Here is a 21,588-nt window from a genome sequence, read left to right on the forward strand (position 1 = left end):
GCATGAAAGCGACTGACAAACGTCCCATCGGCAAAACCGGCATCAGCGTCACGGCACTCGGCGTCGGCACAGCACCGCTTGGTGGCCTTTATGCCTCCGTGGCAAAGGAAGACGCCACCGCCATGCTTGATCATGCCTGGGACGCCGGCATCCGCTATTTCGATACCGCGCCGATGTACGGCAATACGCGCTCCGAGCATCTGACCGGTGAATTGCTGCGGGAAAAGGCGCCGGAGAGCCGCGACTGGGTGATCAGCACCAAGGTCGGCCGATTGATGACGACTGAGCGTGCCGGCCGCAAGCTGTCGCCCGCCCCGCCAAAGAACCCGCTCGATCCGGGCTGGTGGAACGGTTTGGATTTCCGCGAAGTGTTTGATTACACCTATGACGGCGTGATGCGCAGCTTCGACGACAGCCAGCAGCGCCTCGGCTTTCCCCGCCCCGACCTTCTCTACGTGCATGACATAGGTCGCGTCACCCATGCTGATTTGCATGAGCATCACTGGAATGCGCTGACCAAGGGCGGCGGTTTCAAAGCGCTCGGTGAGTTGCGGGCTGCCGGCGATATCAAAGGCTTCGGCCTTGGCGTCAACGAATGGCAGATAATCCGCGATGCCTTGCAGGAGGCAGATCTCGACTGTTCGATGCTGGCCGGGCGCTACACCCTGCTGGACCATGATGCGGAGGCGGAGTTCCTACCGCTGGCGCAAAAACACGGCATGGCGGTTGTCGTGGCAGGCGTCTTCAATTCCGGCATCCTCGCCTCCACTTCGGGCCGCCGCAAGTTCAACTATGCCGACGCGCCCGCAGAGATGATCGAGCGAGCCGAAAAGCTGCGGGCCGTCTGCGACAGTTTCAACGTACCGCTTCCCGCCGCCGCCATCCAATTCCCACTGCGCCACCCGGCTGCGACTTGCGTCGTTATCGGCGCGAAGACGGCCGCGCAAATCGCCACCAATATTGAATGGTTCGAACAGGAGATCCCTGACGATCTCTGGACCACGCTGAAGGCCCAGGGCCTGATCACCCAATAATCTGACATCGGGGAGACCGACCATGCTGAAATCCATCAACCCGCTTCTGACTGGCGAGCTTCTCGCCATCCTCGCCGATATGGGCCATGGCGATGAAATCGTCATTTCCGATGGCAATTTCCCGGCGGTCACGGCAGCACAGCGGCTGGTGCAGATGCCTGGTATCAATGCCTGCGCGGTGACGGAGGCCATTCTGTCGCTGATGCCACTCGACGATTTCGTCGATTTTCCAGCAGCTGTCATCGACGCGCCGGGCGATCGGCCGGCGATCTACGCGGAGTTCGAGACGATTATCGAAAACGCTGAAGGCCGTCGCATTCCGCTGGAAGGAGTCGACCGCTTCGCCTTCTACGATCGCTCAAAGGTTGCCTTTGCCGTGGTCTCGACCGGCGAGCGCCGGCTCTACGGCAACATCATCCTCAAGAAGGGCGTCGTGCGTCCTGAGTGACGCGCGGTTCGGGAGGAGACCGACATGCTCGACAGTCATCAACATTTCTGGAAGGTGGAACGCGGCGACTACGGCTGGCTTACGCCGGAGATCGGCTCGATCTGCCGCGATTTCATGCCGGAGGATCTGACGCGCGAGATACGCCGGGCCGGCGTCACCCGGACCATTCTCGTGCAGGCGGCAGAAACGGAAGCGGAAACGGATTTCCTGCTCGATATTGCCGACAAGACGGATTTCGTGGCGGGCGTGGTTGGCTGGATCGATATGGAGGCCGCAGACTTCAAGGCGCGGCTTACCCGCTATCGGCAGCATCCGAAATTCGTCGGCATCCGCCCGATGCTGCAGGGCTTGGCTGATGACGCCTATATCCTGCGGCCAAAGGTGATCGACAGTCTGAAGGCAATTGCCGATGCGGGCCTGCCCTTCGACATCCTGACGTTCACCCGGCATCTGCCGCATGTGATTGCGGCCTTGAAGCAAGTGCCGGATCTGCGGGCCGTTGTCGACCATATCTCAAAGCCCGAGATCGCCAAGAGCACACTCGATCCCTGGCGGACGCATATCGAGGAAATCGCCGGTTTCCAGACCGTCTGCTGCAAGGTGTCGGGCATGGTGACCGAAGCAAAGCCCGATTGGGCGCTAGAGGATTTTCGTCCATACGTCGACCACGTCGCCCGCTGCTTTGGGCCGGAGCGCTTGATGTTCGGCAGCGACTGGCCGGTTTGCACGCTCGCGGGAAGGTATTCGGACGTCGCCAATCTCGCTCGCACTCTACTGTCTGCGCATTTTGGGCCGGAACAGCTGCGCTGGATTTTCAAGGACAATGCTGCCCGTTTCTACGGCGTCTGACACAGGCGCAATGGAAATAGCGTGTGAAATGAGGAGGAACGACGTGTCTAACCCTGAGGAAACGGATCGGCGCCGGCCCTATGTGCGGCTGGCCGGGATTTCCAAATCCTTCGGCCCCGTCAAGGTGCTGAAGGATATCTCCTTCGACGTGCGGCCCGGCGAAATCCATGCGCTGCTCGGTGAAAACGGCGCCGGTAAATCGACGATGATCAAGATCCTGTCCGGCCTCTACCAGCCGGACGGCGGCGTGATGGAAATCGATGGTCAGCCAGCAAAGTTTGCCTCTGCCAAGGATGCCAACAGCGCCGGCATTGCCACCGTCTATCAGGAATTGCTGCTGTTTCCCGAACTGACAGTCGCGGAAAACATCTTCCTCGGTCACTATCCAAGGAAAGGCATGGGCCGGATCGATTGGGCCGAGGCCCGCGCCAAGGCGCGCAACCTGCTCGACAACCTCGACTGTCATGATCTCGATGTCGACACCCGGATCGCAACGCTGTCGGTCGCGCAGCGTCAGCGGGTGGAAATTGCCAAGGCCCTCTCCCACAAGGCGCGTATCCTGATCATGGACGAGCCGACAGCATCGCTCACCGAAAAGGATGTTGCGCGGCTGATGGATGTGGTGCGCAACCTCAAAACTCGCGGCGTCGGCATCATCTATGTCAGCCATCGCATGGCAGAAATCTTTGCGCTGGCCGACCGGGTTTCGGTGCTACGCGACGGCATGATGATCGACACCCGCGACATCGGCGACGCGGATGAAGCATTGCTGGTGTCGATGATGGTCGGTCGCTCGATCGAGCAGCTTTTCCCGAAAGGCGAGGCTGAGATCGGCGAAGCGGTTCTTGAGGTGTCCAAGCTCAATCACGGTCGGCTGGTGCGCGACATTTCCTTTTCGCTGAAGCGTGGCGAAGTGCTGGGCATTGCCGGCCTCGTTGGCTCCGGTCGCACGGAACTGGCGCTGACGCTGTTCGGGATCACGCCCGCCACATCAGGCGAAATCCGGGTGAAAGGCAAGCCGGTGACGATCAAGACGCCACGGCAGGCCCGAGACCTCGGTCTTGCCTATGTGCCCGAGGATCGCGGCCTTCAGGGCCTCGTCAAATCGATGACCATCAATGAAAACCTGTCCATGGCATCGCTTGACCGGATCGCCCCCGGCCTGTTCCTGAACTTTGCCGAGGAAGCCCGCCGCGCGGTAGAGGCTGTCAAGCGGCTGGGTGTGCGGGCGCGGGCGGGTATTCACCAGCCGGTCGGTGAACTGTCTGGCGGCAACCAGCAAAAGGTGGTGATTGCCAAATGGCTGGCCACAAACCCTGATATCCTGATCCTCGATGAGCCGACCCGCGGCGTCGATGTCGGGGCCAAGGCCGAAATCCACGCGATGATGAGCGAGCTGGCGGCAAAAGGCCTCGCCATCATCATGATATCGAGCGAACTGCCCGAAGTGATCGGCATGAGCGACCGCATCCTCGTCATGAACAACGGTCAGGTCACTGCTGTCATCGACCGTGCCAATGCCACGCCCGAAACGGTTGGTGCCGCGATGACCGCGCAAACGGCGTCGAAGGAGGCTGCGTGATGGCTGCTATTCAGCAATCCGCTGTCCTCACAGGCAAATCCAGGCCCCCTCGCCCCCTCCTGTCGCGACTGGTCAGCGATTACGGGCAGGAATTTGTGATTATCGCGGCCATGCTGGTGCTGTTTGTTGCGGTTGGGCTCTACAATCCGCGCTTTCTCAGCACCTCGAACCTCAACACTATTTTTTCCGGCAATGCCTATATTGCGGTTGCCGCCATCGGCATGGCGATGGTCATCATCACAGGCCATATCGACGTCTCCATCGGCGCGTTGATCGGGGTGCTTGCCACAATCTCAGGCACGCTTGCCGTCTCCGGCTATCCCGTCTGGGTCGCCTGGGGTGCGCCTGTCATCCTCGGCATGGCCGTGAATTTCATTGTTGGCTGGCTGGTCGCCTATGCGCGGATTCCCTCCATCGTCGTGACGCTTGGCATGATGTCGATCCTGCGCGGCGGGCTGATCTCGATCACCGGCGGCACCTGGATCTCCGGCCTACCGAAGGAGTTCATGATCGCTCAGTGGAAGCCGTTCGGCCTGCCCTTCCCGATCATCGCCATGGTGTTGCTGACCGTGCTGGCTGCCTGGTGGATGCGCAATTTCCCCTTCGGTCGCTCGCTCTATGCCGTCGGCGGTAATCCGGAGGCGGCCCGCGCAACAGGTCTCTCTGCCGAGCGGCGGGTGCTGGCGGTCTTCGTGATCCATGGTGCATTCGCGGGCATCGCCACCATTCTGTTTGCCACGCAATTGCAGGTGATCCAGTCCACCGTGCCGCCGAACCTGGAACTGACTGTCATTACGGCCGCCGTGGTCGGCGGCGTCTCGATCCTCGGCGGATCGGGCACCGTGATCGGTTCGACCCTTGCCGCCATCCTGTTTGCCACCATCGGCTCGGCGCTGATCTTCGTCAATGTCTCGGCCTATTGGCTGCGGGCGGTGATAGGCGGCCTGATCCTCATCACTGTGCTTGCGGACATGATCCGCCGCCGTCCGGCTCGTTAAGGAGAAAACCTATGTCCTTGCATAACATCTCCTGGCGCAATCTGCTGCGGCACGAGACCATCCTGGCCATTGTGGCCGTCGCCCTGCTGATCCTGCTGGCCTTCCAGTCCAGCCAGTTCTTCACCGGTGCCAACCTGCTCAATCAGGGCCGGCTGATGACGGAAGTGGGTCTGGTGGCGATCATCATGACCTTCGTGATCATCACAGGCGGCATCGACCTTTCCGTCGGCTCGATCCTCGGGCTGACCGCCATCCTGACCGGCGTGTTCTGGCAGAACCTCGGGCTGCCGCTGGTCCTCGCGGCCTGTCTGGCTATTGCCGTTGGCACCTTCTGCGGCTTCGTCAACGGGTTCGTCATTACCCGCTTCGGCGTGCCACCGTTGATTGCCACGCTCGCGACGCTAGCGCTTTATCGCGGCCTTGCCGAAGGCATAAGCCAGGCGCGCTCGGTGCGCGGTTATCCTGAATGGTTCTATGTCCTTGGTCAGGGCAGCCTGCTTGGCGTACCAACACAGTTGTGGATCCTGATCGCGCTCGCAATCTTGGCCAGCATTCTCCTTGCTGCCACTCGTATTGGCCGCAGCATCTATGCCATTGGGGCCAATGAAGTGGCGGCCTTCTTTTCAGGCCTGCCGGTCAATCGGACCAAAATCGCCGTTTACACGGCATCGGGTTTTGCCGCCGCGCTGGCTGGCGTAATCTTCGTTTCCCGCGTTTCCACCACCCGCTCCGACATGGGCACGGGACTGGAACTCGATGCCATTACCGCTGTGGTTCTGGGCGGCACGTCGATCTACGGCGGTCGCGGCAGCGTCATCGGCACGCTGATCGGGCTCGTCGTCATCCAGAGCCTGAAGAACGGACTGTCGCTGGCGGGCGTCAAGGCGGAAGGCACCGCCGTGCTGATCGGCCTGATGCTGATCGGCGCCATTCTCATGACCACGGTGCTCAACAAGCGACTTGCCTGAATTTATTCGCTTTTCGCATTTCCGGACGAAAAACCGTGTCACACTTTTTCTGGAAATGCTTCACGTCTCGCAATAAGGAGGAGGAACCCATGCGCAGATATATGATCACCAGCCTACTGGCCCTAGCACTGTCAGCCGGCACATCGCAGGCCGCATCTACCTGGACTGGGGGCGACGATCTGCCCACCAATCCGCTCGCCTGCGACGGCACGCCAGCCGCAGCCGCGCCTGTCACCTATGATGGCGGCAGCCCAGCCAAGGCGCCGGACCGCAACGGCAAGCAGATCAAGGTGGTCGATGTGCCGAAGCTCGTCGGCATCGGCTATTTCAACTCGACCTCGAAAGGGGTGATGGAAGCCGCCAAGGACCTGGGTAATGTCAGCGCCAAGACCGACGGTTCCACCAAGGCCAATATCGACGACCAGATCACGCTGATCGACAACTACATCACCTCTGGTGTCGATGGCATTCTGTTCTCGGCCAATGACCCTGTTGCAATCGCGCCGGTGCTGAAGAAGGCGCTCGCGGCCGGCATCAATGTTGTCGGCTATGACGCCGACGCCCAGGCAGATGCCCGGCAGTGGTTCGTCAACCCAGCAACGCCAAATGGTGTGGCGAAGTCGCTGATCGATACCCTGGCCAAAGAAATCGGTCCGGACGGTTCTTTTGCAATCGTAACTTCGACTTTCACCACGCCCAACCAGGCGCGCTGGATCTCTGAAATGTCCGCCTACCAGGCAAAGTGCTATCCGAAGATGACGTGGCTCGAAACCGTTGAGGCACAGGAAGACAACATTCTCTCCTTCAATCAGGCAAATACGCTGATCAACAAGTATGGCTCCGACATGAAGGGCATTATCGGCATGACCAGCGTTGCGACGCCGGCCGCCGCCGATGCCGTGACCCAGGCCGGACAATGCGGGAAGATTTCCGTCGTTGGTCTCGCCACGCCGAACCCAATGAAACCTTACATCAAGGCCGGCTGCGTGAAGTCTGCGGTTCTGTGGAGCACAACTGATCTCGGCTATGCCGCCATGGAAGCACTGCGTGCGTCAGCCGACGGCACGTTGAAGCCGGGCGACAAGACCTTCAAGGCGGGTCGTCTCGGAGAATTGCAGATCATCAACGGCAGCCAGATCCTACTTGGCAGTCCCGCCGTGTTCACCAAGGATAATGTTGACAAGTACGACTTCTAAGCCTTTCCAGAACCGCCCGGATCGGGATTGATCCGGGCGGTTCTGTGGTCAGCTATCAGTGGAAATTAACATACTGGATTTGCGGGAATCACGGCCTTGCACCGATGTCCGAAAGATCGATCTTGATACTCGCGTTGTTCGGATCGGCAGGGCGTGCCTCGGTCGCATCGTCGTGGTTTTCCAAGGCACCGCTTCGGCCAGGCTTTAAGCGATAGGCCGTTTCAGGCCTTGTTATTTCCGCCTGCCCCGGATCCTCCGCACAAAACACCGCCACCCCTTCGAAATAGCCGGTTTGCCAGCCGATGGTCGCATCGTACGTAACCTGAGGCGGCACGTCTCTGGCCGTTGGAGTGCCCCGACGGGATCATGAATGGAGACGAACCGCTGGAGCTGTGGAGCTGACTTGAAGCATTTCATGATCCGCTCTTGCCGTCGTGTCGATTGACGGGAATTTTCCGCGCGGTTGTTCAGTCCTTATGAGAACGATGTTCGACGCCAGACGTGATCTCCCGCTTGGCCGCGCCATATGCGCGTAGCTTGTCAGCGATCATTACACGCGGAAGCTGGCCTTGCGCTTTGAGGAAATTACGCATCAAACGCTTTGCCGTCTCCGCTTGGCGGCAGCTCTGCACCCGCACGTCGAGCACAAAGCTTGACCGTGCCGCCTTCATGGCTACGCTGATCACGACGGCAAAGCTCAACGACATCGATCCGCAGGCGTCGCTTGCCGATGTTTTTGCCCGCATCGCTGACACGCCGATTATCAAGCTGGAGCAACTGCTTCCGTGGAATTGGACACCTACGACCATCGAAGCTCAAGCGGCCTGACCTACGGCTTTCACGGGAAGCTTACCTCGCAGCAGCCAACTGCCTTAGGAGTATCGGAACATGTCATCCACTGACTGGGAAAACGATCAAACTCTCTTTGCCTCTCTCACTGGCGGGCAAACCGTCATAGACTGGTTCGGCTTCTGTCCGAGGTTCCATGATGCATCTCTGGAGCGACTGGAAATTGCGAATGGCAATGTCCTCTTGGCGATCCATGCATTCCGGATGACAGACGAACTCGATAAGCATGGCCGGTTCATTTGCGATCGCCATGCCATTGTTACGCTAAGGATGAGAGGAGTGTCCGGCATTACACTGTACGGTAGTGCCGGTTCAATCATCTTTGATCTTAAAATACGTCGGCTCCCCTCCGACGAGGCAGCAACAAATTGGAAAACGTGCGCCGCGCCCGTCAAAGGCGATATTGAGGTCACATTTGATACGTCGATGGGGCTCTATGGTACGATATACACCAAGGAACTGGGGTTTGGGCTCCAACCAATGCCAAAATAGTATCCCGCAGGGCTATGGCGTATGTTCGAGCGGATATCTCGAACACTAAAGATCGGTAACAAGGTGTGAGCAACACATCGGAAGCGCTTATGTTGAATGTCCGGTAGAAAGAGCGGCGGACCGCGAACTGACCTGCGGCCTTGCCCGCACCACCGCCGTCGAGCATGCCGAGCATCGACTGATGCTGATGGTGCGCGCGGTGATCGAGACGGTCGTGATCGTTGATGTTTTTGGAACGCAAAGAACCCGCCAGACTGACTGACGGGGTGAGTTTGATTTGATTTTTTTGATTTGGTTGCGGGGGCTCGCAGCCAACGATTCCTGCGATTGGTCGAGACGTCTATCCCAAGATTTACGGCGCAGATCGTCGAGGAGCAAACCCCGCGCCCAAAGGTAAGCCGAAATCCCTAAGGCGCGGTCGTCTTTTTGGTTCTCGAAATCACTGCAGAAGATTGCGCAACCTAAGATGGCTGCCGCAACCTGGCCCCAGTCTGGTTCAGCAGGAGCGCTGATTTAGACATTCTCACAGAACGATGTCGGCGTTGGGATGTCCGGCCGCAAGTGCGCTCATGTATGCGAGGCACAACTCGCAGGAACGGTATTGCCCACCATAGATCTCCTTCTCTTGGCGTTCAACAATTGGGAACGTGGAGTAGATGTAACGAACGTCGTCCCGGTCGACGATTCCATAGAGATGAAAGAAGACCGCGTCGAGTTTGGCTCTCAGTTTCAGCCTCGCCCCTTCATCCCATGCGAAAGGCGGTCGGACCTCGCCGGTCACGTCAACGTATCCGATGTCGCGAGCAAACGGAGCTATGTCGTGTGCAGTGTAGGTAAGCTCAAGAACGATATCGATGAGGACCTCGGCAGCGGTCCTGTCGCCAAATCGCGTCCTTTCAAATTGGTCAAGTGGGACCATGGGAAGCTGCTCTAGAACAAACCAGCTCGCATGATTACTAAGGATTTTGGTCCGCGCAACAAAATCAAGAACAACGCTGTTAAAGTTGGCACAGAGCAGAGCCTGCGCTATAGCCCGCTCGCGACGGTCTACCAGTTCCAATTCTAGGATCGCGAGCGTATGACCCGCCGCATAGGGCGGTATGAGGCAGCTTATGATCGAACGCGCGTTCGTGGTGGATGTAATGTCCTTGATAGCAAGCTGAACTGCCATTGGCCTGTCCGCCTTCACGAAATAGCGTGGAGCGGGCGCAAAACTAGGGTTTTGGTGTTCCTCTTCAGTGGTTTGCTCGCCTTGACCGGGCCGGTACATGTTTTTTGACACAGTCACGATTCCGGATGCCCGATGATCGAAGGCCTGCACCATCTTGCCTTCATATAGAGGTACCCAATCGGCCTCTCCGCTTCGCCAGAGATTCTGCCCAATCGGGTAGGCCGCCTCTCGCTCTTCCAGCTCCCTGTGTGTACGGAAGAGTTGAGAATCGTTCGCCATATGGAACATCGTTCCGTACCGGACGGGCCACACTCTCATCTCTGACTCACCAGAACGGTTTACGAGAACGTTCATGCGGGAGTAGATGGTCGAGGAAATGTCCTTGTCACGCGCAGCGCGATAGATGGGCGCCGTGACGGTGTTTGGATTGACGTGACGAAAATGGTCGAGGGAAAGGACGAAGACCTTGCCCGGTTCGTCCAATTCATCAACGTTGCGTACGAACGTCGCGAAGCGGCAACCGTCAAATGACCGGCCTTGTGGTGAAAACACTAGCGCGGAAAACCTGAAGCGGTAATACACATCCGGGAAAAAAAGCTGCCCACTGTTACGCTTGTTGAAGAAATCGTACGCGCACCGCACACCGTCGGTAGCCATCAAGCCCGAAAAGAACTTCTGAGATGTATTTTCCGTGGCAATCCCTGAGGGCACCAGGAGGCCGACCACACCACCCGGCTTGCAAAGGTGCGCGGCGCGCTCCACAAAGAGAGAATTGATGGCCGTGTCGCCTCCTGACAGGAGCGGATAGTCCCCGCCTTTTTGCGCCATGCGCGCTGCAGTTTCGGCGCGCTCATTCGCTTTGGAAAAATCCGCGGCCAACGGATCATTCCCGTCCTCCAATGCAGCAATCATCTTCTTCCGATCTGAAGCGCGTTCGGCCATCGCAATCTCGGGCCGGCGCGCGGCAAACCATTCGACCTGCTGCAGTTTCAGACGGTCCCAAGGCGGGTTGCCGATTATAGCGTCGAAGCCGCCGGTTAGGCCGTCGCCCTCCCAACTGGTCCACACCCCCGGGAACGCTACCTGCCAGTTTAGGAAGCGCTCTTCATTAATCAGCTCGCGAGCGGCGGCAAGGATCTCGACAAAGCGGCGGCCATGATTGTCGCGGACCTGCGGCTCACGCTTACCAAGCGCAATCTCAAAAGGATCCCCAAAGGAACCGTCGAAGAAACCTTGGATTGCCTTCGTGTTATCCTTCCCTTTGAGGCCCTGCCATTCAATCGCGTGTAGCAGCGAAAGGAACGCATTCAGCGGCGCCGTCATCACCTGGACGCCTTCGAAGATTTCCTTCGAGCGATGCGCTTCCGCGATTTCCGCGTCGGGTAGGCCTTCGATCGTCTGCATTGAGGCCGCCGACCCTAGCGCCGTCTTAACAGGTTCATGGAGCAGCAGCGGACTTCCATAGACCGTGGCCTTCTTGATGCCGGTTTTCACCCAAGAACCGAAAAGGCTGTCGCCGCAGCGTAGATGGTGATCGAGGAACGACAGTGGTGCCCCCACCGTGAAACTGTGCAGCCAAAGCGCGACCTTGGCCAACTCAACGGCCATCTGGTTCTTGTCGACGCCGTAGACACAGCGCTTGAGGACCATGCGTCGGATAATGTGGCGGTCATCGAGCTGTTCCGGATCGACCGTCCATCTGCGCTCTTCAGCATTGCCCAGAATAGTGTTGCGGATGCCTTCGATCCGGTCGGCAAGCGGTGAGATATAGTCTGCCCACTCGACCATGGTTTCAGTTTCGGCCATGGCGGTGATGACTTGGTCGGCCATATAGTCGACGAGACTGACAAGGAAGTGACCCGATCCCATTGCTGGGTCGCAGATTTTGAGGTCGAGCAATCTTTCGGCTGGGTCGAACCGCTTCAAGATGCCGAGCTTGCGGCCTTCATCTTGATCGGAAGCCGCAAGTTCTTCGGCCTTTTCCCGGAACGCCGCTAGGCGGTCCTCGATTAGCGGCTTCAGCGTCTCGCCGATAATGAGATTCACGAGATCATCAGGTGTGTAGTAGCTGCCGGAGCCTTTGCGCGCGAAAATATTTGGGCGAATATCAACGATCGTGCCTACCCTGACGACCTCATGCTCCAGCAGCCGCTCATAGATCGAACCTAGTTGCTGCACACTCAGGTCGCGGTAGTTTATATATTTGCGTCCGCCGTCAGCGCGCTCGAAAGAGAGCTTATCGATTATCTCCGCCACAACGGAGTCGGAAAGGCGCACCCTGCGGAGAAGCGGAGTGCGTCCCGAGTCGAACAATCCGCCATTGTAAGGCGGCAGCCCGATCGACGTGTCGCCTTCGTCAACTGCACGGCACAAATCGTCGAGAACAGACCAGTAGCGTGCCGCAGTCGTCGAGAAGGTATCGCCCCTGTCCTTGCGGTCGCCGACATCGAGTCGAACCCGATCGCGCAAGCCATAGTCATCGTACCGGCGATCATTGACCGGCAGCAGGTTGCGGTCCTCGGCGTAAAGGATGAATAGTAGCCGGTAGAGCAGGATAAGTGCGGCTTCCCGCACGTCCTGCAGCGGAGCATCGGATGCGCTTTCCGCGATCGAACGAGCCAGCAGCGGGTAGATATGCTCAAATACGAGGTTCGACAGGTCGGCAGCGACGCGCTCCTCGTAGAACTTTCCTTCTTCGAGAGCTCGGACGTGGAAGGTCCTTGGATCGGTCGCGGAAGGTAGAAACGCCTCTCTCCGAAACACCAGAGCGAATACGCGAAGGGCGTGACGCTTCTGATCATTGTCAAGCGCGACGAGGCCGTCGCCGTATCCAGGGATTCCCAATATTGCGGCTAGGTCGAGTTCGAAGAACTGTTCAGATACTGACCGGGCACCCGAATAGTAAAGCCGCCACCTGCCGCCGTTCGTGAGAATGCCCCAACGCAAGTTGCCGGTCGTCAAATCATCGACGCGCCGCAGGTAGCGGAGCATTTGCGTTGAGGGTGCGAGCTCCTCGCCACGCCTACCCGATTGGCGATCGAGCGGTCGGCGCCACCTCTTTGATTCGACTATTGCAAGGCCAAACTGATAGCGCCTCCATTCTTCGTGAAACCGATCTGCTTGTGCCTTCGTTGCCGCATCTGCAAACAGCAGGCCATCCGGCACATCATCCCTTCCTTTGATTGTCAGATTTTGCTGGCGCATGACTTGATCCCACCCCAGCCGCCGTAAGACTGGCCAGATCAAGTCGTCCTCAGTTCGGGTTTCGTTGGGCGTTTGCCCTGTGGGAAAGGAAGAGAAAACGGCGCTGAAGTCTGCCGCTAAAGCATCGATATCCCGGTCACTTATGCTTTTCCAGTCCGCATTGTTGACGATGGACTGTGTCAGAAAGTCACTAGTGAAAAGGCTCCCCTGAAAGATGCTTTCGATCATTAACGCTACTGCCCAACCAATTGTCCACTCTGCAAGCGATAGCCCAACTGGTGGATTCGCGCGCCCCCTGTTTGCCCCTTATCCAACGGTATCCCACTTTAATCCGCGCCGGACGTACGATTTTGATCGACTGATGGCAGGGCGAAGCTATTGATCACTCAGGCGTGCGCGACGAGGGACGAACTGCACGCAAATGGTGCTGTTTCGTTAGGCACTTGCAATTCGGTGATGATGTCTAATCGCACATCTGTCACCTAGTGGCTTTGATGCCTGATTCCCCACGCACGTATCGCCCCGGATGCATTGCACGTCTATTTCCATCGGGGAAGTGGCAGCTGACGTTGAGTCCGCCTCCAGCGGCTACACTGCGCTTGAATTCCGGCACCGAAATCAATCTGCAGTGTCGTTGGCGCCTCGATTAGCAAGGCGCTGCGTTGGCACGCCGTCGATGGTAATGCCCTGATCGATACCGGCCTTGAGCGCCCAGGGAATAGAAATCGTCGACGGAGAAAATGCACTTTCTCACGCAGTACATGCAGGTTGCCCAACCCATGATCGCTAATTTTCTGGTTCTTAAAGTTGCAAATGACTGTTCGTATATCTCAGTTATCGGGTACCGTCGAAACGCAGACAGTGTTTGGTAGAATCACATGCACCAACTCGACGAAATACTTGCCAAAGCCACTGGGCAAGTCGAAGCCCACTTTTTCAATTTGCCGATCGATGGCGGAGGACCAATCTACCGAGAACGGGTCTATTGCTACGAGCTATATCACCAACTCAGAATCCTCTGGCCAAGGCGGGACGAGACGGATTTCGTTCTCAATGGCGAGGTGGATAAGCGCGGGCACCCGATACTTCATCGGCTGGGGCTTGATATGTCGATCCCCGATCTGCTGGTGCATGTTCCGGGCTATATGGGCCGGAATCACGCTATTATTGAGGTGAAGGCGGGAGGCAACGCGGCAAACAATCCCCGCGGGATCGAAAAAGATTTCGCCACGCTTTCTGTATTCCAGACAGAGGTTGGCTATGAACGTGGGCTGTATCTCTTCTATGGATATTATCCGGAGCGACTCGTTCGAGATATTGCGAGACGGTTTGAAAATGGCCCGCGTATTGAGGTTTGGCTTCATAGTGAACCGGGGCAATCTGTGGCGCTCGTTGACGTAATTGGCGGCTAAATCTCGGAAGCAATGACATGGGGAAAGTGCGGTGCAAGGAATGATTTTCAGAAACCATCCAAAGGCTGAGGTAGCGCACGACAAAATCTCCTCGCACGAGAGCACCTGAACGAGAACATGGGGCGCGACGATGAAACAGGTAGGGGGAAGTGCCGATGCGGGCAAGAGAGCAGACAGCCACGCACGAGTAGCGATCGTTACACCATTACGCAAACGTAGCCTCACCGGCGAACTCTATTCGCGTGATGCAGGCATGGAGAGACTCATTGCGGAATTGACCATCCTTCCACGTGATGAGTTGATCGGCAGGGCTGCAATCACGAAGCGCTCCGATCCAAACTTCGTGCCAAGCGAATGCCTCCTGCATTTCATTCGCGCTAGCCGTCACGACAATAACGAGGCGTGGTTCGAGCGCCTTTATCGTATTCTTATGCAGCGAGTCCTGCGCAGTTTGCCTAACTCAGAAAGCTCCGACGGCAAAACTGAATCGCTAACGCGCGGTCTGGTGCGCGACAAGGTCTTCAGTAGGTTCGTTGAATTGCTTTCAGCGGATCGAGCGTCGTATGTCGACAAACTCGACTATTTCGAGGTGCGTTTCGACGGTGCTGTTGCTAGCCTTCGACGCGATGCGCAGGAACAGGCTTGGCGCGAGGAAAACCGCTCTCGGCCTCTCGAATATGACGAGAGTGGCGAATTGTCTGCAGAGGTTGAGGCGGCGGCCGGAGTGCACGATCCTTTCGCCGGATCACATTTCGACGATCCGTCTTACCGGTTGCGTCTGGATGCGGCGATTGACGCTCTACCGCCAGAACAAATCAGGATCATACACATGCTGAAAGAGGGCTTTCCCATAGACTCAAAGGAGCCAAACGTCATGACCATCGCTAAGGCCTTGGGGCGCTCTGAAAAGACGATCCGGACTTATCGCGACAAAGCGATTGCAACATTGCGGTTGGCTCTGGCTGACGGTGAACAGCAATGATCCCGGCTGGCGAACGCCCCTCCCGTGAAGCCGTACTTGACGCATTCGCGGTCGAAAGCGAGCCAGATCGCTCAACCCTCGAGCGCTACCTGCGACTTTACCCAGAATACTCTACTGAACTAATTGACCTTTCGCTCGAGCTAAGCCGTGAGATTTCAGAGGATGAGGCGCCCCTCTCCGTTGCGGATCAGGCGCTGATCGATGCCGCGTGGTCGCAACATGCCAAGGCTTTGCCAGCGGCGGCGTCAGATCCTTTTGCGGCTCTGACAGCCGACGATTGGCGTACCGTCGCCCAACAACTGAACGTTCCGCGCCAGGTCATCACCGCGTTGCGTGAACGGCGCGCGTCGCTGCTTAGTATCCCGCAGCGGTTTCTCAAGAATCTTGCGACCGCAATGCACTGCTCGCTCACACAGCTCCAGCTGTCTTGGGGGACGGCTCCGTTGGTTGTGGCTCGCAGCTACAAGGCGGATGGCAAGCCGACCGCGGGTGAGCAGGTCACCTTCGAGAAGATTCTGATCGACGCCGGCGTTCCTGATGATAGGCGCGCCGAGCTTTTGGCAGAGGCGGACTGATATGGACAGTGTGGAGCTTGCAAGGCAAGTCGCCGCCGAGCTTCACGCTCATCTGGTCGAATCCGGCGCCAATCCCTGGTCACCGTATGATTTCGTCGTCGCCGAGGCCGCGCGACGGGGGATCGACGTTGAGCCGACAGCCGCGGGTGCAGCTGTGCTCAACGGCGGTCGGGCAACCTTTATCGCTGCCGACGATCTGATCCTCCACGAGAATGTAGGCTCTCTATTCGAGAAAGCCTTCCTTGTTGCGCACGAGATTGGGCATGTCGAGCTTGGCGATGATCCGGATGATGAGCCTGCTCTGACTATCGATCCCGCCCGCGCCGCCGAACCGTCGCCGGTCGGCATTGACCGCGTTGTCGACTACGGGCGCAAGCAACGGCGCGAAGTCCAGATGGATCTGTTCGCGAGAGAGCTGCTACTCCCTCGCAGCGTCGCGCGGGGCCTGCATCTAGATGGAGGGCTTTCTGCCTCGGAAATTGCCGCGAAGCTCGGTGCTCCGTTCGAGGTTGTGGCGCAACAGCTGTTTGATGCCCTGTTGTTGCCGTCGACCCCGACCAAGCCGGTCGCGGCCCATGTAGAGCGGCCGTTAAATGCCTTGCAAGCAACAGCGGCGGCCCATCGCGGGGAGGCTTACCTGCTCGAAGCAGGTCCCGGCACCGGTAAGACGCAGACGTTGGTGGCACGCGTGGAGGGCCTTCTCGCAGACGGTGTCGATCCGAGGCGCATCCTGCTTCTGACGTTCTCGAATAAGGCTGCGGGCGAAATGGCCGAAAGGATCGCGCGCAAGAGGCCCGACGCAGCAGCTGCAATGTGGATCGGCACGTTTCACGCCTTTGGCCTCGATATCATCCGTCGGTTCTATGCGGAGCTCGGCCTACAGAAAGATCCACGGATGATGGATCGAACTGAGGCAGTCGAACTCCTTGAGGAGGAGTTCCCGCGTCTGAGGCTCGCGCACTATCGCAACCTGTATGATCCCACCCAGATCATCTCCGACATGCTGGTTGCCATATCGAGAGCCAAGGATGAGGTGGTCGACGCCGACACTTACGCCTCACTTGCTGGCGCCATGCTAACGAAGGCGACTGACGCCGAAACCCGCGAAGCGGCAGAGCGTGCCGTTGAAGTGGCTCGTGTCTACGCGACCTATGAGCAGCTCAAGCGCAACGCGTATTGCATCGACTTTGGTGACCTTGTCGCGCTGCCGGTGCAACTGCTCGAGAAGGATGCGGCTATTCGCGCAACCCTCCAGGCGCAATATGACCATGTCCTGGTCGATGAATATCAGGACGTGAACCGCAGTAGTGTGAGATTGTTGAGCGCTCTACGACCTGACGGTCGGAATCTCTGGGTGGTCGGCGACGCCAAGCAGTCCATCTATCGCTTCCGTGGCGCCTCGTCTTTCAACATGACCCGCTTCGGAAGGCAAGATTTTGCCGGCGGCAAGCGCGGTCGATTGAAACGCAACTATCGGTCGACGCAGGAGATCGTGACCAGTTTTTCCAACTTTGCTGTCACAATGCGAGCCGGTGACACCGACAGTGGTCTGGAGGCAGAGCGGGACGGCAATGGACATGGTCCAGAGTTGCGCATGGTCAAGCGTGCCGAAGTGCAGCAGGTCGCCTTAGCCGACGCGATCGAGGAACTCCGGCGCCAGGGCCACGCCTATCGCGATCAGGCGGTTCTGTGCACCGGCAACGAAAAGCTGTCGAGGATCGGTCAAGACCTCGAGCGGCTCGGTGTGCCGGTGCTATTTCTCGGCAGTCTGTTTGAGCGGAGTGAGGTCAAGGATCTCCTGGCCATCCTGTCAATCTTGGTCGACCGACGCGCCATGGGTTTGGTACGGGTCGCGTGCTGGCCGGATTTCGCGATGTCTTTCGCAGACGTGAGCGCGGTTTTCGAGCACCTGCGAGCCACAGACCCCGCTCCGGCAAGTTGGCTTCAGCACGTCGAGTCAATCCCAGACGTGAGTGTGGCTGGCCGCCAGGCACTCGGCAAGCTCTCAGCTGCTCTCGCAGGCTTCGACGCCGCCGCCTCACCCTGGACAATCCTCGCGAAGCTGCTCGTCGACCGCACGCCGATTGCAGCGCGTCTCGGGACATCGCCGGATCTTGGTGATCGCACACGCGGTATTGCGATCTGGCAGTTCCTCAACTTCGTGCGAGTACAGCCGTCCGGGCGCGGGCTACCTATCACGCGCCTTCTTGATCGGGTTCGCAGGCTTGTCCGCCTCGGCGACGATCGCGATCTACGTCAGTTGCCGGCAGCCGCTCAACATCTCGATGGGGTGCGGCTGATGACCATTCACGGCGCCAAGGGCCTGGAGTTCGAAGGCGTGCATATCCTAGGGCTCAACAGCGATACGATTCCACGCACGCCCCCTGCCCCGGCCTGTCCGGCGCCCCCAGGCATGATCACAGGTTCTGAAGGCAGCGTTCTAGAGGCATTCCGAGCGGGCCAGACTGAGGAACAGGAGTGCTTGTTCTATGTGGCGCTCTCGCGCGCTCGCGATCGCCTGTTTCTCTACGCGCCGACACAGAAGAGCAACGGGAACAATCGGCCGCTCTCGCCATTTCTCGATCGGCTTGGGACCTTGATGCGCCGCTCGATCGTGCCGTCGCGGCCACTTCCGGTGGCAGCCGAAGCTCGACCTGTTGAATTGATCATCGATGGGCGGCTTCGTTTCAGCGGACCGCAAATCGCACTTTATGAATCATGTCCCCGCCGCTTCCTCTACACGCACGTCCTTCAGGTCGGAGGACGTCGGACCGCGACCGCCTTTATGCAATTGCATGAGGCAGTTCGTATCGTGGTCGGGGCGGTGATCTCGTCCGGCCTGTCGATTTCCGAGCAGGACATGCAAAATCGTGCCGAAGCAGCGTTCGCCAGCCAGGGGCTCTCCGATCACGGCTATCGCGCCGAATTCCTTGACTTGGCCATGGCGATGCTACGCTTCTTCCTGTCCAGCCGCGCAGGAGCGGTCGCGGCCGTCCCCGCGGCTGTCAGTCTCATAATCGATGGGGAGGAGATCTTCGTCCAGCCGGATGAGGTGCTGATGCGACCCGATGGTGTCCGCGCCGTGCGCCGCGTCGGAACAGGGCACCTGCGGTCTACCGAGAGCAAGGATGTCGGTGCGGCGGCGCTGATCCTCGCGGTTAAGCAGGCCTTTCCCGGCGCCGTTGCGGAACTGGTGCATCTCTCCGATGGCGAAGCACGTGCGCTGTCGTTGTCGGATCGCGAATTAACGGGCCGCAGGGACAAGCTCGCAAAGTTTCTAAGCGATATTCGCGCCGGGCGGTTTCCGGCTGATGTTTCACCATTCACCTGCCCGAACTGTCCGGCTTTCTTTATCTGCGGTCCGACCCCCGAAGGCCCACTCAAAAAAAAGTTTGCGTGACCTTACCGGTCGGCCAATCTCGCTCCGATTGGATCTTTAGAGCCGCGGCGTCGCCACGGCGGAAATCTAAGGAACCAATCTATGACTACAGAAGAACTTCTTGAATATGACGATGTCGGCGACGCTCTGCGCGAAGGCCGGCCGCTTCGTCCGGCGCGTGTTTATCGCTTCCTCCTCGCTGAGGGCGATCTCGCTTTTCAGCACCGTCAGGTGAGCGATCCCGTGCCGCTCGGCCGTCAGTTGCTCGAAGCCGCCGGACTCGATCCTCGGCAGGGTCACAGCCTTTTTGCGATTTTGTCTTCGGGCGATTTCGAGGATGTGCGTTTGAACGAGCCTTTCGATCTGCGCGAGCGCGGCGCTGAGCGGTTCATTGCTTTTCAATCGGACCGCGATTTCAAGCTGACCCTCAATGACGACGAACTGCGTTGGGGCAAGCCGATCATCAGCGGCACGGTCCTCTATGGCCTGGCCAAGCGCGGCGACGGCGAGGCGATCTACCTCGAGGTCCCGGGTGGCGAAGACCGTTTGATTGAACGGAATGAGCTTATCGATCTGACCGGCGCCGGGATTGAGCGTTTTATCACTGCGCCGATGACCTTTGAAATCATCGTCAATTCGCGGCCGCGCACGGTCGATGCTCGGACGGTCACGTTCGAACAGATCGTCCAGCTCGCCTTTCCGGGCCATCACCACCCGAATGTCGTGTTCTCGATGACCTACCGGCACGCGGCGTCAGCGCCGCATGCCGGGGAACTCGGGGCCGGCGGCTCTGTCGATGTCAAGAAGAAGGGCACGGTGTTTAATGTCACGCGCACTGTTCAATCGTAATCCGGACCTCAAGCGGTTGCTGGACGAAGGCTACTTCGTCCAGCAACGGGGTGGCTACCTCGTTATGCGCGAGATCCCTTACGTCGATGAGCGTCAACAACTGCGCATCGGCACCTTGATCTCCAGTCTTACGCTGGCCGGGGATCAGACGCGCACACCTGACACGCATGTCGTCCACTGGGACGGTGATTTCCCATGCCATGCCAATGGCGTTCGAATTCAGGGGATTTCGCACAGCAACGGCGCCTTCGACCTTGGTCACGGCCTGAAGGCGACGCACAGTTTCTCCAGCAAGCCGGAAGGTGGCTATACCGACTACCACCATAAGATGACGAGCTACGCGAACATCATTGCGGGCCCGGCGGCAGTGCTGAAGCCCGGCGTGACAGCTCATACTTTTCGTGAGCCCGAGCAGGAGGAAGAGAGCGTATTCAACTACGTCGAAACGGCCTCCGACCGCGTGGGTATCGGCCTGCTGACCGAGCGGCTCGTCAACGAGAAGATTGCCATCATCGGGCTCGGCGGAACCGGCGGCTACGTTCTCGATCTGGTCGCCAAGACACCGGTTCGGGAAATCCGCCTGTTCGACAGCGACGAGTTCCTCACCCATAACGCGTTCCGCGCACCGGGTGCTCCGAGCCTCGAGGAACTGCGGGAAGCACCCAAGAAGGTTGAATACTTGAAGCGCATCTACAGCCGCATGCACCGCAACGTCGTGGCACACGACACCGCTCTCGGCGCCGACAATCTCCACCTTCTCGACGGCATCACCTTCGCATTCCTCTCCCTCGACGCGGGGGAGGCGAAACGGTTGATCGTAGAGAAGCTCGAGGCGATCGGCGCCGCATTCATCGATGTCGGCATGGGTCTTGAGCTCGACGATGGATCTCTCGGCGGCATCCTGCGGGTCACCGCCAGCACGCCGGAGAAGCGAGACCACGCGCAGCAGCGCATCTCTTTTGTTGGCGGCGGCGCCAAGGACATCTACGCGTCCAACATCCAGGTCGCGGATCTCAACGCCCTGAATGCCGTTCTCGCGGTGGTGAAGTGGAAGAAGATCCGCGGGTTCTATCGCGACCTCGAGCGCGAGCATCACTGCACCTACACCACCGACGGCAACATGCTGATCAACGGAGACCTCGCGTGATGCGGCACCACCTGCTCGAACATCGTTTCGTAGAACACATCCCTGAGCGCCTCCAGCCAGGCGTACTTTATGTTTCGATGGAATATGCGACATCGGCCCATAGTTGCTGCTGCGGCTGCGGAGAAGAGGTCGTCACGCCTTTCACACCGACGGACTGGAAGATGACGTTCGACGGCGAGACAGTCTCGCTTCGCCCGTCGATCGGCAATTGGACGCTGAAGTGCCGGTCGCACTATGTGATCGACCGGGGCAAAGTGATCGAAGCCGGTCCCTGGAGTGAGGAGCAGGTCGAGGCCGAGCGTCGTCGCGATCGCGCGGCCAAGGCCCGTTATTATGGCCAGCCGCCAAAGGTCGCGCCTGCCGTTCAGCCCACTCCAGCGAAAGTACAGCACAGTCTCTGGCAGCGCCTCTGGGCGTGGATCTCGGGACGCCCCGCAAAATAAACTTGTGAGT

Annotated in this window: 17 protein-coding genes and 2 pseudogenes; 16 read left to right on the plus strand and 3 right to left on the minus strand. The window is 58.8% G+C overall.

Annotated elements, in window-relative coordinates; all coding sequences use genetic code 11:
• Positions 1-2: 2 nt before the first annotated feature.
• The 7 genes from BJF91_RS21005 to BJF91_RS21035 all read left to right on the plus strand — a co-directional run bounded on the left by BJF91_RS21005 (position 3) and on the right by BJF91_RS21035 (position 7,075).
• Entirely contained in the window at positions 3-1,034 is a 1,032-nt protein-coding gene (locus tag BJF91_RS21005; protein ID WP_075616505.1) for an aldo/keto reductase, read from the plus strand.
• Between the two features lie 22 nt (positions 1,035-1,056).
• Positions 1,057-1,482, plus strand: a complete 426-nt coding sequence (locus BJF91_RS21010; RefSeq protein ID WP_075616506.1) for an RbsD/FucU family protein — start codon at positions 1,057-1,059, stop codon at positions 1,480-1,482.
• A 24-nt stretch (positions 1,483-1,506) separates the two neighbouring features.
• Entirely contained in the window at positions 1,507-2,331 is an 825-nt protein-coding gene (locus tag BJF91_RS21015) for an amidohydrolase family protein (protein WP_075616507.1), read from the plus strand.
• Positions 2,332-2,374: 43 nt separating this feature from the next.
• On the plus strand, positions 2,375-3,913 hold the full coding sequence (locus tag BJF91_RS21020) for a sugar ABC transporter ATP-binding protein (protein WP_324615726.1): 1,539 nt from the start codon (positions 2,375-2,377) through the stop codon (positions 3,911-3,913).
• Positions 3,913-4,911: an ABC transporter permease gene (locus BJF91_RS21025; RefSeq protein WP_075616509.1), complete on the plus strand. Its 999-nt coding sequence runs from the start codon at positions 3,913-3,915 to the stop codon at positions 4,909-4,911. The genes BJF91_RS21020 and BJF91_RS21025 overlap by 1 nt, the downstream gene beginning before the upstream one ends.
• An 11-nt stretch (positions 4,912-4,922) precedes the next feature.
• Positions 4,923-5,879, plus strand: coding sequence for an ABC transporter permease (locus tag BJF91_RS21030; protein WP_075616510.1), 957 nt, complete (start codon positions 4,923-4,925; stop codon positions 5,877-5,879).
• An 89-nt stretch (positions 5,880-5,968) separates the two neighbouring features.
• A complete protein-coding gene (locus BJF91_RS21035; protein WP_075616511.1) occupies positions 5,969-7,075 on the plus strand; it encodes an autoinducer 2 ABC transporter substrate-binding protein in 1,107 nt (368 codons plus the stop codon).
• Positions 7,076-7,163: 88 nt separating this feature from the next.
• Here BJF91_RS21035 and BJF91_RS21040 read toward each other — a convergent pair whose 3' ends face one another.
• Entirely contained in the window at positions 7,164-7,409 is a 246-nt protein-coding gene (locus BJF91_RS21040) for a lysozyme family protein (RefSeq protein ID WP_075616512.1), read from the minus strand.
• A gap of 14 nt (positions 7,410-7,423) precedes the next feature.
• A pseudogene (locus BJF91_RS21045) lies at positions 7,424-7,734 on the minus strand (DDE-type integrase/transposase/recombinase); the annotation flags it as partial.
• Here BJF91_RS21045 and BJF91_RS21050 point away from each other — a divergent pair.
• A pseudogene (locus tag BJF91_RS21050) lies at positions 7,730-7,903 on the plus strand (transposase domain-containing protein); the annotation flags it as partial. The pseudogenes BJF91_RS21045 and BJF91_RS21050 overlap by 5 nt on opposite strands.
• Before the next feature lie 60 nt (positions 7,904-7,963).
• Complete coding sequence (locus BJF91_RS21055) at positions 7,964-8,416, plus strand: hypothetical protein (RefSeq protein WP_075616513.1); 453 nt, start codon at positions 7,964-7,966, stop codon at positions 8,414-8,416.
• 523 nt (positions 8,417-8,939) lie between these two features.
• On the opposite strand, the gene BJF91_RS21060 is transcribed toward BJF91_RS21055, so the two are convergent.
• On the minus strand, positions 8,940-13,019 hold the full coding sequence (locus tag BJF91_RS21060; RefSeq protein WP_075616514.1) for an Eco57I restriction-modification methylase domain-containing protein: 4,080 nt from the start codon (positions 13,017-13,019) through the stop codon (positions 8,940-8,942).
• Positions 13,020-13,669: 650 nt separating this feature from the next.
• On the opposite strand from BJF91_RS21060, the gene BJF91_RS21065 reads away from it, so the two are divergent.
• From BJF91_RS21065 to BJF91_RS21095, 7 genes are all read left to right on the plus strand, one after another.
• Positions 13,670-14,203, plus strand: coding sequence for a hypothetical protein (locus BJF91_RS21065; protein ID WP_075616515.1), 534 nt, complete (start codon positions 13,670-13,672; stop codon positions 14,201-14,203).
• Positions 14,204-14,333: 130 nt separating this feature from the next.
• Entirely contained in the window at positions 14,334-15,185 is an 852-nt protein-coding gene (locus BJF91_RS21070; protein ID WP_075616516.1) for an RNA polymerase sigma factor, read from the plus strand.
• Complete coding sequence (locus BJF91_RS21075) at positions 15,182-15,760, plus strand: hypothetical protein (protein WP_075616517.1); 579 nt, start codon at positions 15,182-15,184, stop codon at positions 15,758-15,760. Before BJF91_RS21070 ends, BJF91_RS21075 begins: the two co-directional genes overlap by 4 nt.
• Before the next feature lies 1 nt (position 15,761).
• Positions 15,762-19,160, plus strand: a complete 3,399-nt coding sequence (locus BJF91_RS21080; RefSeq protein ID WP_075616518.1) for a UvrD-helicase domain-containing protein — start codon at positions 15,762-15,764, stop codon at positions 19,158-19,160.
• Between the two features lie 81 nt (positions 19,161-19,241).
• A complete protein-coding gene (locus BJF91_RS21085) occupies positions 19,242-19,988 on the plus strand; it encodes a multiubiquitin domain-containing protein (protein ID WP_075616519.1) in 747 nt (248 codons plus the stop codon).
• Positions 19,963-21,135 carry a ThiF family adenylyltransferase gene (locus BJF91_RS21090; protein ID WP_075616520.1) on the plus strand — a complete coding sequence of 391 codons (1,173 nt, stop codon included), beginning with the start codon at positions 19,963-19,965 and terminating at the stop codon, positions 21,133-21,135. The genes BJF91_RS21085 and BJF91_RS21090 overlap by 26 nt, the downstream gene beginning before the upstream one ends.
• Positions 21,135-21,578: a DUF6527 family protein gene (locus BJF91_RS21095; protein ID WP_210289128.1), complete on the plus strand. Its 444-nt coding sequence runs from the start codon at positions 21,135-21,137 to the stop codon at positions 21,576-21,578. Before BJF91_RS21090 ends, BJF91_RS21095 begins: the two co-directional genes overlap by 1 nt.
• Positions 21,579-21,588: the final 10 nt, after the last annotated feature.

Source organism: Gillisella taibaishanensis (assembly GCF_001938985.1).
In the GTDB taxonomy this organism is placed as follows: Bacteria; Pseudomonadota; Alphaproteobacteria; order Rhizobiales; family Rhizobiaceae; genus Allorhizobium; species Allorhizobium taibaishanense.

Coding starts and splice junctions, on each gene's coding strand:
- BJF91_RS21005 (WP_075616505.1), top strand. CDS start 3: ATGAAAGCGACTGACAAACGTCCCATCGGCAAAACCGGCATCAGCGTC.
- BJF91_RS21010 (WP_075616506.1), top strand. CDS start 1,057: ATGCTGAAATCCATCAACCCGCTTCTGACTGGCGAGCTTCTCGCCATC.
- BJF91_RS21015 (WP_075616507.1), top strand. CDS start 1,507: ATGCTCGACAGTCATCAACATTTCTGGAAGGTGGAACGCGGCGACTAC.
- BJF91_RS21025 (WP_075616509.1), top strand. CDS start 3,913: ATGGCTGCTATTCAGCAATCCGCTGTCCTCACAGGCAAATCCAGGCCC.
- BJF91_RS21030 (WP_075616510.1), top strand. CDS start 4,923: ATGTCCTTGCATAACATCTCCTGGCGCAATCTGCTGCGGCACGAGACC.
- BJF91_RS21035 (WP_075616511.1), top strand. CDS start 5,969: ATGCGCAGATATATGATCACCAGCCTACTGGCCCTAGCACTGTCAGCC.
- BJF91_RS21055 (WP_075616513.1), top strand. CDS start 7,964: ATGTCATCCACTGACTGGGAAAACGATCAAACTCTCTTTGCCTCTCTC.
- BJF91_RS21060 (WP_075616514.1), bottom strand. CDS start 13,019: ATGATCGAAAGCATCTTTCAGGGGAGCCTTTTCACTAGTGACTTTCTG.
- BJF91_RS21065 (WP_075616515.1), top strand. CDS start 13,670: ATGCACCAACTCGACGAAATACTTGCCAAAGCCACTGGGCAAGTCGAA.
- BJF91_RS21070 (WP_075616516.1), top strand. CDS start 14,334: ATGAAACAGGTAGGGGGAAGTGCCGATGCGGGCAAGAGAGCAGACAGC.
- BJF91_RS21075 (WP_075616517.1), top strand. CDS start 15,182: ATGATCCCGGCTGGCGAACGCCCCTCCCGTGAAGCCGTACTTGACGCA.
- BJF91_RS21080 (WP_075616518.1), top strand. CDS start 15,762: ATGGACAGTGTGGAGCTTGCAAGGCAAGTCGCCGCCGAGCTTCACGCT.
- BJF91_RS21085 (WP_075616519.1), top strand. CDS start 19,242: ATGACTACAGAAGAACTTCTTGAATATGACGATGTCGGCGACGCTCTG.
- BJF91_RS21090 (WP_075616520.1), top strand. CDS start 19,963: ATGTCACGCGCACTGTTCAATCGTAATCCGGACCTCAAGCGGTTGCTG.
- BJF91_RS21095 (WP_210289128.1), top strand. CDS start 21,135: ATGCGGCACCACCTGCTCGAACATCGTTTCGTAGAACACATCCCTGAG.